The following is a 12941-nucleotide window of genomic DNA, read 5'->3' as shown; positions in this document are numbered from 1 at the left end:
CGCCATTTCCGAGGTTATTCAGGTTCCTCGGTGACTCTGTACCTTTGTGGTGGGTTTTCGATCGCGCCGACCAAAAGCGGCTTGGTGGACTTTCGCGAGCCGTCTGGTTATCGCTGGGACTCGACGGCGATCCGTTCGGTCGGTCTCTTGGTCAACAACCTCCGCACGAGATGGCCCTTCCACATCCACAGGCCCGAGACGACGAGTATGGGCAGAAAGACATACCGTGTCGCGGGTGCGTACTTCGGGATTTCTTCGAACGGGCTATAGATGTACCCGATGATCGGAATGCTGAAGATGAGGTGGATCCAGCGCAGGATGGAACGCTTGACACCTTGGTTCATGGACGTCTCCAGAAATGTTTTGAGGGGGGACCTCGAAGGCTCCAGGTCAGGCCTGGGAATCGACGGCCCAGGCCCCCGGGACGAATCTCTGAGCAACTGGGCCCACGAAGCTTCGTCATGCTTGGGCAATGTTGACGTTTGCTTCCCCGTCAGGCTTGACGGTGTTCGTCGCCGTGACTGGCCTCGAGGTTGGCCAGGATGGCGGCGAGCGACTTGTGCATCCTCGCCCAGCCGAATTCGGCCCCACGGATCGCCCCATCGCCCGACGGTTGGGTGAGGTCGAATCCCGAGTGTTCGAAAACGAGATGTGTCCCTTCCCCATCGGGTTCGAGCCGATAGGACACACGCGTGTTCTCGACGGGACCGGCGACCGACCATGAGAAGAGGAGCCTCCTCGGCGGGTCGCACTCCAGGACCTCGCACTGCACGATTAACCCGTCGAAGCCCGCCTTGGGGTTCGGAGGGACGTGGAATGTGAAGCGGTGGCCGACGCTCGGCTTGAAGTCGTTGGGAAACATCCACTCGGCGAGGGTCGCGCTGTCCGTGAGGGCACGCCACACCTGCGCCGGCGGTTGTGGTATCCGCAATTCCCTTCGGATGGTGTTGCTCACTCCTGACTCCTTTCCGTGAGTTGCTGCTGGAGACGATTGAGCCGGTCGTCCCAGAACCGCTCGTAGTGCGCCATCCACTCTCGCACCGGCCCGAGTCGTTCCGGGACGAGATGGTAACGGCGCTCTCGCCCGTGCCGTTGCTCGGTGACGAGCCCGGAATCGAGCAAGACGCGGAGATGCTGGGAGACCGCCGGGCGGCTCATCTCGAAATGCACCGCCATCGCGTTGACCGAATGGTCGGACTCCGCGAGGAGGTCGAGCATCCGCCGACGCGCCGGATGGCTGATGGCTCCGAAGACATCGGGCTCAGAATTGGGGGCGACGACCATGAGGCCTATATTGGTAAGAAAAACCTTACGAGTCAAGTTCGAAGTTTGCGGACTCTCCGCAATTGCGTGTTCACGACTTTGGCCGCCCAGCTTCGCGTTACCGGGCTTCCTGGCGCAAGCCCCGAAAGTCTCCCGGCGCTTGACCCAATCCAGCGAATATTTATAAGTGATAATATTAATGAGTAATTAAATGGAATTATTTTATAAAATATTATTTCGATTTACATGTGTCAATGGGTTGGCGGTAGCTACGCACACCGCTTGAAGGACATCCAGTCTCTCGTCACTCACCCCTTGCGGTCGCTCTCGGCTCCGACTATTTCTGGAGTCCTCCACCTCTACACCTTGAGGGCTGTCCGCATGTCTCCGCTCGGTGAAGCGATTTTTCAGGTCTTGGCCCTGAGAACCGGCCTGGCGAGCCCACTCATTACGTATAAGCAACTTGTAAGCGCTCTTCCTCCGCTAGAGTCACCCTATGACGGGGTGGCACACAATGACGAGCGTCTTTATCGAGCTCTGAGCGAAGTGGGCCAGAACTGCCGAGAGCGCAACCTTCCGGTCCTGATCGCCCTGGTCGTCCGCAGCGTCGAGAAGTCTCCTGGGCTGGGTTACTATCAAAACTTCCACTCAGAGGCAGGAAACGACCCGGCCAAACGACATGAAGCCTGGGAACGGGAGGTGGAACGTGTTCGAGGGACGGTCTACTCCGTGAGCCAGCGAACACAAAGTTCGACCGGTGTGAGCGGGTCATCGACGAAAGAGCGACAAGGGTCCTCACCCCTGGGCATGCTGCGAGTCGCCGAACCAGGGTCGAGGCCAAGCCTGGTTTTTACCGGGCAGATCACCTGCCCTCGTTGTGCCGCGCAACTTCAGGTTGAGGTGGAACGGAACGCGAACGCGATCACGGCGAAACAACCCGCTTTCGCATTGGTCGAGGCGGAGGCAGCATCCGCCGGCAGGGCGATAGGGCACCTATTCATCGGCTCGATCCTCACCTCACCCGTACTCTATTACGGCTCGTTTGTGCACTGCGGGACCGAGCAACGGGTGGCGGTCTTCTTCAATCGGGCACTCCGAGATCGAACGGATGCACATTTGACGATCATGCCCTCGGCATCGACCTCACAAAGTCAGGCGTCGGCGGACGACGAGGGATTCCGGCTTTCCTGACAACCTGACGAGAATTCTGAGAATCGAGTCCTTCCCAGAACATTGAACGCCCATGCCCGGAAGCCATCGCGGTTGGAAGTTCTGGGCATGGGTCGTCTGCATGGTCGGGGGAGTTCTAACCATCAATTCCGGCTGGACTTAACTCAGGCTCACCAACTTGTTCTCGACGGCCAACCAGATGCATTCGTTGGCCAGACGAGGAGGAAGTTCGGGATGCAGCCCAAACCACCAACGGATGAACCCGGCTTCATCGGTGGGGACTACACCTCGCCCGAATTTCTTCACGAACTTCTCGTGGAACGAATCGAGCTTGAAGTTGGCGAAGACGGCCGTCAATCCTTCTCGCCAAAGCCAGAGCTGCCAGTCGCAGATCATGTAAGCCGACATGGCTGGTCCGACCATGAAGAATTCAGCGGCCAGGCGGGTTCGTAGAGCCTGCTCGATGGTCCACATGCCGCCACCGAACGGGACGCCTTGCCTGAAGTCGCTGGGGGGAAAGGATTGGATCCCCAATTGGTCGCATTCGGCCCGGAGCCATTCACGGAAGGAGAATCGGAAGGGACTCAGTTTGTCCGAGTTCTGCAGCAATGCTCTCAGGGACCATCGATATTTCGTTCGAGGGAATTTCTCGAAGGCGTCCGCGAGCGATTTCCCGATCTCGCCCCCTTCTGTTCGCAGAACTTCAATGGTCTCTGGCCGTAGATACTCGTCCCAACGTCCTCCACGTAGATGATCACGAATCGTCTTAATCTGCCACAGCGAGGCGAGCTCCGGGATTCCGATGCCTCTGGTCTTCAAGGGAATGAAGTCGGGGGCATGCCTTGTCAGTGGGTCGATTCCGGCGAACTCGGCGGCTCGGAAGCCCTGCATGTCGATGCTGTGCCCGAGGAATGCGTGCCAGTTCAGATCCTCCTCCGTGTCAGGAATGAGGATGTCCGAACGAAGAATCATTTGGGCGTAGGCTGACCATGCTTTGTCCAGCTCTGGACAGCCGGTCGAGATCGTCGCCGGGACTTCGCCCTTGCCCGAAATGGCGCAGGGGCGAACGTTATCGATGAGCGCCTGAGTCGCGAGATTTGGACGTTCGGTTCCCCCGGCCACACACGCGGTCGACGCGTCCGGTTTGGTTGCAACCTGGGGATCACATACGCCGCAAGGACTGATCCCGAATCCGGTCGCGTCGACCGCCCAGCGGTCCAGAAGCTTTGGAATCGTCGAGCAGGTCTTGATGTATGACCGCGTCGTCCAGTTGTTCGGCAAGCCGGTATTGATCAACTTGCACGACGTACGATGCAACTTGAGGTAGTTGCCGGTAGGAACGCGGAACGAGTCGACAACGAAGCCGTTCGGATTCTCCGCAAGCCAGCGGAGGTAGCCTTGCTCGTCGTCGACGAACTGGACGTAACCGGTGAGATTGTCGCTCATCTGCGTGTTTCCTCGTATTCGTAAGGCGCAAACAAAAAACAGGGCCTCGAACCGGCACTTGACGTTGTGCCGACGTTGCCCTGCCTTTATTTGCCCACGACCGGGTTCCCATCGCAGGCGGCATCAGAATGTCTCAGGATTATCAGAGACGTCGTGCTTGTTGTCAAGCACCTCGCATAGCTATTGCCAGTTACCGATCTTCGTTTTTCGTCTCACTGGAGGAGCTTTAGGAGGACCCACCTCGGGCGAGGGGCTTCAAGGATCTTCTATGTTTTCGGCCTTTCCCCCTCTGCTCTTGGTTCCCGCATCGCAAACGCTCGATCGATACGACAGGACGAAGCCCGGACAATCTATAAAACCTTATTAAATCTAGAGTAGGAGTCTTCAGGTTGGCGTCGTCTCGAGCTCAATCCAGGTCGGTGCATGGTCGCTCGTTTTCTCCCTCGCTCGGATCTCTCGGTCCACACCGGAGATCCTCAACTTTGGGAGCAAGTCCGGGCTCAGGAGCAGGTGGTCGATCCGGATGCCTGCGTTGCGGGAGAAAGCTCCTCGCATGTAGTCCCAGAAGGTGTAGATCGTTTCCTCGGGGTGGAGGTGCCGGATCGCGTCGGTCCAACCTTGGGCGAGGAGGTCCTGATACGCCCGGCGAGTTTCGGGGAGGAAGAGGGCGTCATGGACCCAGCGTTCGGGCTTGTAGGCGTCTCGCTCGGATGGGATGACGTTGTAGTCGCCGGCGAGAACGACTGGTCCCCGCGCTTCGAGCAAGCTCGCGGCGTACTCGTGGAAGCGTCGAAACCATGCGAGCTTGTAGTCGAACTTGGGGCCTGGGGCAGGGTTTCCGTTCGGGAGATAGAGGCAGCCGATGGTGAGGTCATCAACCTTGGCTTCGATATAACGGCTATGCGTGTCGTCAGGGTCGCCGGGGAGTCCTCGCCGACTCTCTGCGAGCGGCCTGCGTGCGAGGATGGCGACCCCGTTCCAGCTTTTTTGACCGTGCCAGACCGCCTCGTAACCGACCTGACGAATGGCCTCGACGGGAAATCGTTCGTCGGGTGCTTTCAACTCTTGCAGGCAGGCGACGTCGGGCCGGAACGACTCGAGCCATTCCAGGAGAAGAGGGAGACGTGCCCCGATTCCATTGATGTTGTAGGTGGCGATCTTCATGAGGGGATGGTCATCCGTGAACGTTGGTCACTGGACATTTCCCGCGCGAAAACGCGGACTGGTCTTCCTTCGAGGACTCCGAGGGATTAAGCCCCTGAAACGACCAGGGCGAGCGCAAAGCCGTCGTAGCCCTTGATTCCCACCGTTTGCAACGCGGTGGCGCTGACGCGAGGTTCGGCCGAGAGCCTTGCGTTAAAGCGTCGCACCCCTTGAACGTTGGGGTCGTCGCTCGAGGGATCGATCACGGCGCCGTTCCGCACGACATTGTCGACGATGACCAGGCTCCCGACCTTCGAGAGCTTGAGAGCCCACTCGAAGTATTCCGTCGTGCTCGTCTTGTCGGCGTCGACGAAGATGAGGTCGAAGGGCCCGAGTCCCGCACCGGCGATTTGAGGGAGCGACTCCAACGCGGGACCGAGCCGGATCTCCACGATATCACCGAGTCCGGCTTGTTGAATATTCTCTTTGGCCACCTCGGCATGCTTGGGATCGGCCTCGAGGGTGATCAGGCGACCTCCCGCTGGGAGCGCACGGGCGAGCCAGATCGTGCTGTAGCCGCCGAGAGTACCGACTTCCAGGATTGTTCGGGCGCCTTGGAGTCTCGCCAGGAGATGGAGGAGCTTTCCCTGGGCGGGAGAGACGTGGATCGCCGGCAGGCCGGCCGAGTCGCTCCGTTGTAGGGCGGCTTCGAGAGACGGGTCTTTCGCGAGCAGAAGATCGGCAAAGTACGTGTCGACGGCTGTCCATGTCTCCTGCGTCATCATTCCTCCGATTGGGGGCCGGCTTGCTCGGCGGATCGTGTGGACGGATCGATCGGCCTCTCGCGCGAGCTCGACCGGGCTCACAGTACCATCGTCCCTCTTGGCTCGACAGGGTCGACCGAATTCGTTGAGTCCTTGTCCGGACGAACGATGCTGCTATCCAAGCGCAATACCCGTAGGTCGTGAAGATGAGGGAAGAACGATTCCACCAGGGAGACCGCATTTTCAGAATCGTTTTTCACTTGGGCTCGGGACGCTTTACAATGGCGACGCAACTCGAACGGTCCCCCTGGGACATCTCTCCACGAATCTGGTCCTCGGAGCGCGACTCATGGCGACATCCTGCCGATGGGGACACCGCCGGACTCTGGCTGTGCTCGGCCTTCTAAGTGTGTTGATAGTTGGATGGCTCCTGCGTCGAGAGACGCTCGCGGCTGAGCCGTCAGGATCCTCCTCCGGCAAATCGACACGCGTACCCTGGCGAAGTTCGAAGCTTGTGGGGTCGCCCGATCCGCCCTTACCGTTCAAGTTAGTCCGAGCCTTCCCGAAGCTGAAGTTCGACCATCCCGGGCTCATGTCGCGGATCCCAGGGACTGACCGACTGGTCGTCGTCGAAGTGGGGGGCACCCTCACCTCGTTCGTCCCCGGTCCGAATGCCAAGACTGAACCGTTCCTCGACTTCCGAACCGAAATCAAGACGATCCCGGACCATCCCGACGCCAAGGAATTGGAGTCGGTCTACGGACTCGCCTTCGACCCCGACTTCGAAAAGAATCGACGCTGCTACCTCTGCTATACGCTTAGGGGGAAGTCCAGCAAGCCGAACCTCGAAGACGGCACGCGAGTCTCCCGATTCACGGTCACTCAGGCGAACCCACCGAGGATCGACGCCTCGAGCGAAGAAGTCCTCCTGACCTTCAAGCAAGGCGGGCATAACGGGGGGGACATCCACTTCGGGCCCGACCGAATGCTCTATATCTCGACCGGCGATGCCGGGTCGCCAAACCCACCCGACCCGTTCAACACCGGTCAGGATATCTCGGACCTTCTCTCGTCCATCTTGCGCATCGACGTCTCGCGCAAAGACGCGGGGAAGAACTACGCAGTCCCTCCGGACAACCCGTTCGTCGGGACCAAGGACGCGAGGCCTGAAGTCTGGGCCTACGGGCTCCGCAATCCCTGGCGAATGAGCTTCGACCGACAAACGGGTGAGCTGTTCGTCGGCGACGTCGGCTGGGAACTCTGGGAGTCGGTCCACCGGATCGAGAAGGGGGGGAACTACGGCTGGTCCGCGATGGAAGGACCTCAACCTGTAAAGCCCGAGAAGGTCGGGCCGACCCCGATCCGGCCGCCGCTCATCGCGCTTTCGCATACCCTCGCCTGCAGCATCACAGGGGGCCTGGTCTACCACGGGCAAAAGTTTCCGGAGCTCCGAGGTGCCTATATCTTCGGTGACTGGGAGACCAGACGGATCTGGGCGGCCCGATTCGACGGCGACCACGCGAAAGAAATGACGGAGATCGCGCCGCCATTAGTTCGCATCGCGGCCTTCGGCGAGGACAAGGACGGGGAGATCTACGTCCTCGACTACGACGACGGCACGATCAATACGCTCGAGCGCAATTCCCGAACCGCCCGCAACACGAAGTTCCCGACGACCTTGTCGCAGACCGGGCTCCTGTCGTCGGTCCCGAAGTACACGCCCGCGCCCGGGGTCGTACCGTTCAAGGTCAATAGCCGACAGTGGCAGGACGGGGCGACCGCCGAGTATCTGCTGGGACTTCCCGGGACTTCGTCCGTCTCCCTGTATGACAAGGGGAAGCCGGTCCCAGGCATGGTGAATTGGCATAGCTTCCGGATGCACTTCCCCAAAGACGGTGTCCTCGCCAGGACGCTTTCCGTCGGTGGGCATCGCGTCGAGACCCAGGTTTTGCACTACGATGGCCTGGATTGGCGACCCTACTCCTACGCCTGGCGAGAGGACCAGTCCGACGCCGACATCGTCCCCGCGGAAGGCCTCGAGAAGGACGTTCGCGACGGGAAGCAGGTACGGCGCTGGCAATTTCATAGTCGAAGCCAGTGCATGTCTTGCCACAGCAACCAGTCGGAATACACCCTGGCGTTCCTCCCCGAGCAGTTGAACCGCAAGGGGACCGATGCGGTGAACCAGCTTGTCTTCCTGACGAGGGCCGGATACATCCAGCGCAAGGGGGACGAGGACAAGGCGCTCCCGCCCTTCACGGCGAGTTCAGTGGCCAGGGAGCCGAAGCTCGCCGACCCTGCCGACCGCGGCCAGACGCTCGAAGCCCGGGCTCGGAGCTACCTCCACTCGAGTTGCGGCCACTGCCACAGCGAGCACGGGGGCGGTTCGGTGCCCTTGCGTTTGAAGTTCCCCGTCGAAGTCGATGAAATGAATGCCGTGGGAGTTCGGCCGCTGCGGGGAGACTTCTCATTGCCGGAGGCCTGCATCATCAAGCCGGGGGATCCGGGTTCGAGCACGTTATATTATCGAATGTCCAAATTCGGACGTGACCGTATGCCCCACATCGGTTCCGAACGTCCCGACGAGGCCGGCTTGCGGCTAATCGAGCTGTGGATTGCCAGCCTCGACGCCGCCCAGGGGAAGAAGTGGGCGGCATCCCCGGCCAATCCGACGGCCGCCGTCCTGGCCGACCCCAAGTCGGCCTTGCCCCTGGCCCGGAAATTCGGTCGAGGCGAGCTCAAGCCGGCGGAACGGGACGCGCTCGTCGCCTCCGCAGCGAAGCTGTCCCCCGGGCTGGTCCGCGACCTGTTCGAGGGCTACCTGCCCGTCGATCCCAAGGCGGTCCGAAAGCTCGGGTCGAACCCCCAACCTCGCGCCATCCTGACGGTGTCGGGCGACGCCAAACGAGGCGAGACGCTCTTCTGGTCCACCGCTCTCAACTGCGGCCAGTGCCACAAAATCGGTGAGCGTGGCAAGACGATCGGCCCTGACCTATCGGCGATCGGCAAGAGCCGTTCTCGGGAGGATCTCCTGGAGAGTCTCCTCGAACCTTCTCGACGGATCGAACCCAAGTATGCAGCCTACCTCGCCCTTTTGAACGACGGGAGGTCGGCGACGGGGCAGTTGGTCAAGAGAAGCGAGAGCGCCGTCGTCTTGCGTGACGCCGAGGACAAGGCGATCACCCTGGAGGCCAAGGACATCGAACAGCTTCAACCTTCCCTCCGATCGCTCATGCCCGACCAGCAACTCGCCGGCCTGACCTCGCAAGAGGCGGCCGACTTGCTGGAGTATCTCCGGAGCCGGCAGTGAAACGCCGATTGTCGAGGGGGTAAGGTGAGCTCGCTCTGAGAAGTCGGCTTGGGGGGCGGGAGGATTGCCGGGACGTTCCGTCCTGGTCGTCTTTCCGCCCACCTTGTTTGTTGCGGAATAGGGTGGGATGATCGCGTACTTGTCTCCGGCAAGTGCCGAGGCCCTGAATCCTGCCCATACTCGACGTCGACTTTTATGAGAATGGTCCTCGCCCTCGGGATCGTCGCGGCGACCATAGGCCTGGTCGTTCGCCGATACGACCTCAGGCTCGCCCTTTTTGGAGGAGGGCTGGCCCTCGCGAGCCTCGCGGGCCGACCGCTCGCGGTGCTCGACGCGTTCGCGAAGTCGATGATCGCCGGGATGGTCGCGCCGATTTGCGCGGCGATGGGATTCGCGGCCGTGCTCCGGGTGACCGGGTGCGACCGCCACCTCGTGAATGTGCTCACCCGCCCGCTGCGAGGCCGTGCCTGGGCCGTGGCGCCGGGTGGAATCGCCGTGGCCTACGTCGTGAACCTGGCCGTCCCCAGCCAGTCCGGCGTCGCGGCGATGCTCGGCCCGATCCTGATCCCGCTTCTCGTCGCCGCCGGATACCGCCCCGAAGTCGCCGGTGCGGCGTTGGTGCTCGGGGCCTCGTTCGGGGGCGATCTGCTCAACCCGGCCGCCCAGGATGTCCAGGCCCTCGCCGGGGTCGTGGGGATCATCCCGCATGCCCTGAGTCGTCGTGTGATCCCTGCAAGCATCGCCGGACTCGTCTCGGCCATCGTCGTCTTCAGCTTCAGCGCCCGGCCGGCTCGGGGCGAGGAAGTCCCCTCGACGGTGGACCCTCACGGGGCAACGATTCCCGAGATCGATCCTGAGGAGCGAATCCAACCGCTGAAGGCGATCATCCCGCTCGTACCCGTGGGGCTGCTCCTCCTGTCCCACGCCGGTTGGGCCCCTCTCGGCTGGCTCCTGGTCGTGGACGGTGTGGCCAATCGGCCCGACCTCGCGGCCGCGATCCCGGTCGTCCGAGCCCTCCTGATCGGCTTCGGGCTGGCCGCGTTAATCGGCTGGCGGGAGATTCGCCCGGTGGCCTCGGCGCTTTTCGAGGGGATGGGGGCGGCCTACCGCGACGTCATCAGCCTCACGATCGTTGCCCAGTGTTTCGGAGCCGGAGTCGCCGCCGTCGGGCTGGGCGACGCCCTCCTCTCTCGGGTCGGTCATTCCCATCGAGGTTTGGCGTTCCTCTCGATCGCAATTCCCTGGGGCCTCGCCGCACTCTCGGGTTCCGGTTCCGGGCCCGTCCTGGCCTACGCCCAGGCTTGCCTCGCACCGCTCGCCGACCGGGCCGGAATGCCGACCCTCGGTGCCCTCGCGTGCCTCTCCGCGGCCGCCGGACGGACCATGTCCCCCGTCTCCGCCGTCGTCCTCTGTGCCACGGGCCTCGTCGGCACCACGCCAGCCGGCCTCATCCGACCACTCCTGCCCGCACTGGTGGCCGGCATGGCCGTGGCCCTATTGATGGCTTATGGGCGAGGATAGGGATTCACCGGGCGAGGATGAATTCTTTGGTGTATTGTCCCGTGAAATTCATTCGGACAGGATGACGAATCGCTCTGTGATGCGAGCGCGACGGAATCGACGGCGGCGGTTGACGTGCGCTCCACGGGGCCTGATGCCATGTCGAGGAAGTCCTCGCACGCGTTTCAACGGTACCGATTCCGTCGAGGTGACGCAAAGCTCCTTATCTGAAAAGATGGCAATGAGAAGGCGCCAAGAATAGATAAAGTGGGTAAATCGGAGAGAAATGGCCTGACACGGACGGTTTGGGCCTGGGGCTTAAAAACTTCATATCGCGACGGTGTGGGCCGAATCATCATGAAGCGGATTCCATGAAGCCGAGGGGTGTTCCGGTGTCTGTACCTGCTGTTCGACTCGACGAGCTCAGGGCGAGGGGGAGATCCGCACGTCCGAGTTGGAAAACCGGGAGGCGTTCGTCGACCTGCCCTCGTGGGCTGGAAGACACGTGAGCGGCAGACCGTAACGTGCCGTCGCATTCTCATAAAAGGTGGCGTGCCCTGAGCCTGGTTCGTGCCTTAAAGGTTAATTCTCAGGAGACTTAGGGTAACCATCCGGGTTCTCGGCCTTCGACTTGTCAGCGAACCGGTCGTTGGGATAAAATGCTCGTTCCTTGGAACTGGTGATTCCCGGGAGCCTCGCCTACCGCTTGTCACCCGAACACCATCTCGACGAGGGGCGCTGCGACGGACGCTAGGGCGTTCCTGCCAGGCTCGCGAGGTGGAGAAAAAATATCGTGCAACGGCGCCCGTTCATTTTCTTTTGGAGTCTATGAACGTGGCCACCGTTGCGCAGAAAACCGCCGCCTTCACCGATTATCTCGTCGCCGACATCGGGCTCGCCCCGTGGGGCCGCCGCGAGATCGCGATTGCCGAGACCGAAATGCCTGGCCTGATGGCCATCCGCGACGAGTATGCCGCGTCGCAGCCCCTGAAGGGCGCACGCATCACCGGCTCGCTCCACATGACCATCCAGACGGCCGTCCTGATCGAGACGCTCAAGGCCTTGGGCGCCGAGATCCGCTGGGCCTCGTGCAACATCTTCTCCACCCAGGACCACGCCGCCGCCGCCATCGCCGATGCCGGCATTCCGGTCTTCGCCTTCAAGGGCGAATCCCTCAAGGAGTATTGGGACTACACCCACAGGATCTTCGAATGGGCCGACGGTGGCCACTCGAACATGATCCTCGACGACGGTGGCGACGCGACCTTGCTGCTCCACCTCGGCGCCCGCGCCGAGGCCGACATCCACGTCCTCGACAACCCGAGCAGTGAGGAAGAGCGGATCCTCTTCGCCGCCATCAAGAGCCGCATCGCCTCGCAGCCGGGCTGGTACTCCAAGAACCTCGCCGCGATCAAGGGCGTGACGGAAGAGACCACGACCGGCGTCCACCGCCTCTATCAGATGCACAAGCGGGGCGAGTTGAAGTTCCCCGCCATCAACGTGAATGACTCCGTCACCAAGTCGAAGTTCGACAACCTCTACGGTTGCCGCGAGTCGCTGGTCGACGGCATCAAGCGCGCCACCGACGTGATGATCGCCGGCAAGATCGCCGTCGTCGCCGGCTACGGCGACGTGGGCAAAGGTTCGGCCCAGGCCCTCCGTGCCCTCTCGGCCCAGGTGTGGATCACCGAGATCGACCCGATCTGTGCGCTCCAGGCCGCGATGGAAGGCTACCGCGTCGTCACCATGGAGTACGCGGCCGACAAGGCCGACATCTTCGTGACGACCACGGGCAACTTCAAGGTCATCACGCATGCTCACATGGCCAAGATGAAGAATCAGGCCATCGTGTGCAACATCGGCCACTTCGACAACGAGATCGACGTCGCGTCGCTCGAAGACTACCGGTGGGAGGAGATCAAGCCCCAGGTCGACCACGTCATCTTCCCCGACGGCAAGCGGATCATCCTGCTCGCCAAGGGCCGCCTGGTCAACCTCGGCTGCGGCACCGGCCACCCCTCCTACGTCATGAGCTCGTCCTTCGCCAACCAGGTGCTTGCCCAAATCGAGCTCTGGGGCAACCCCGACAAGTACCCCATCGGCGTCTACGTCCTGCCCAAGAAGCTCGACGAGCACGTCGCCCGGCTCCAGCTCAGGACGCTGAACGTCCAGTTGAGCGAGCTGACCACCGAGCAGGCCGCCTACATCCACGTCCCCAAGGAAGGTCCGTACAAGTCGGACCACTACCGCTATTGATCGAAGCCTCTCGACCGCGGGGAGCCTTGCTCCCCGCGGCCGCCTATCTGTCCTGGTCAAAGCCGTATTGTATGTCCATGAACAAAGAT

9 protein-coding genes and 1 riboswitch are annotated in these 12941 nt (G+C 61.7%); of the genes, 3 read left to right on the top strand and 6 right to left on the bottom strand.

Features of this window, described 5'->3' with window-relative positions:
* Positions 1-107: 107 nt before the first annotated feature.
* From ACYOEI_RS14955 to ACYOEI_RS14930, 6 genes are all read right to left on the bottom strand, one after another.
* Positions 108-344, bottom strand: a complete 237-nt coding sequence (locus ACYOEI_RS14955; protein WP_462850311.1) for a hypothetical protein — start codon at positions 342-344, stop codon at positions 108-110.
* 149 nt (positions 345-493) lie between these two features.
* Complete coding sequence (locus tag ACYOEI_RS14950) at positions 494-955, bottom strand: SRPBCC family protein (RefSeq protein WP_462850310.1); 462 nt, start codon at positions 953-955, stop codon at positions 494-496.
* Positions 952-1284, bottom strand: a complete 333-nt coding sequence (locus ACYOEI_RS14945) for an ArsR/SmtB family transcription factor (protein WP_462850309.1) — start codon at positions 1282-1284, stop codon at positions 952-954. Before ACYOEI_RS14945 ends, ACYOEI_RS14950 begins: the two co-directional genes overlap by 4 nt.
* Positions 1285-2592: 1308 nt before the next feature.
* The gene (locus tag ACYOEI_RS14940) at positions 2593-3729 is read right to left on the bottom strand and encodes a hypothetical protein (RefSeq protein WP_462850308.1); all 1137 of its coding nucleotides are present in this window, start codon (positions 3727-3729) and stop codon (positions 2593-2595) included.
* A 534-nt stretch (positions 3730-4263) separates the two neighbouring features.
* On the bottom strand, positions 4264-5043 hold the full coding sequence (gene xth, locus ACYOEI_RS14935) for an exodeoxyribonuclease III (protein ID WP_462850307.1): 780 nt from the start codon (positions 5041-5043) through the stop codon (positions 4264-4266).
* A gap of 86 nt (positions 5044-5129) precedes the next feature.
* On the bottom strand, positions 5130-5804 hold the full coding sequence (locus tag ACYOEI_RS14930; protein WP_462850475.1) for an O-methyltransferase: 675 nt from the start codon (positions 5802-5804) through the stop codon (positions 5130-5132).
* Positions 5805-6378: 574 nt separating this feature from the next.
* Here ACYOEI_RS14930 and ACYOEI_RS14925 point away from each other — a divergent pair.
* The 3 genes from ACYOEI_RS14925 to ahcY all read left to right on the top strand — a co-directional run bounded on the left by ACYOEI_RS14925 (position 6379) and on the right by ahcY (position 12852).
* Positions 6379-9096 carry a PQQ-dependent sugar dehydrogenase gene (locus ACYOEI_RS14925; RefSeq protein WP_462850306.1) on the top strand — a complete coding sequence of 906 codons (2718 nt, stop codon included), beginning with the start codon at positions 6379-6381 and terminating at the stop codon, positions 9094-9096.
* Between the two features lie 195 nt (positions 9097-9291).
* Positions 9292-10617, top strand: coding sequence for a C4-dicarboxylate transporter DcuC (dcuC, locus tag ACYOEI_RS14920; RefSeq protein ID WP_462850305.1), 1326 nt, complete (start codon positions 9292-9294; stop codon positions 10615-10617).
* A 703-nt stretch (positions 10618-11320) separates the two neighbouring features.
* Positions 11321-11410: riboswitch (S-adenosyl-L-homocysteine riboswitch) on the top strand.
* A 20-nt stretch (positions 11411-11430) separates the two neighbouring features.
* Positions 11431-12852, top strand: a complete 1422-nt coding sequence (gene ahcY / locus ACYOEI_RS14915; RefSeq protein ID WP_462850304.1) for an adenosylhomocysteinase — start codon at positions 11431-11433, stop codon at positions 12850-12852.
* Positions 12853-12941 lie beyond the last annotated feature (89 nt).

This window comes from Singulisphaera rosea, from assembly GCF_054877945.1.
Note: the sequence above shows the minus strand (reverse complement) of the source record. Positions and strands in the feature narration are given on the sequence as shown.

What these genes read in the sequence shown, in the direction of transcription:
- ACYOEI_RS14930 (WP_462850475.1), bottom strand. Translation starts at nt 5,804, where the DNA reads ATGACGCAGGAGACATGGACAGCCGTCGACACGTACTTTGCCGATCTT.
- ACYOEI_RS14955 (WP_462850311.1), bottom strand. Translation starts at nt 344, where the DNA reads ATGAACCAAGGTGTCAAGCGTTCCATCCTGCGCTGGATCCACCTCATC.
- ACYOEI_RS14945 (WP_462850309.1), bottom strand. Translation starts at nt 1,284, where the DNA reads ATGGTCGTCGCCCCCAATTCTGAGCCCGATGTCTTCGGAGCCATCAGC.
- xth (WP_462850307.1), bottom strand. Translation starts at nt 5,043, where the DNA reads ATGAAGATCGCCACCTACAACATCAATGGAATCGGGGCACGTCTCCCT.
- ACYOEI_RS14925 (WP_462850306.1), top strand. Translation starts at nt 6,379, where the DNA reads ATGTCGCGGATCCCAGGGACTGACCGACTGGTCGTCGTCGAAGTGGGG.
- dcuC (WP_462850305.1), top strand. Translation starts at nt 9,292, where the DNA reads ATGAGAATGGTCCTCGCCCTCGGGATCGTCGCGGCGACCATAGGCCTG.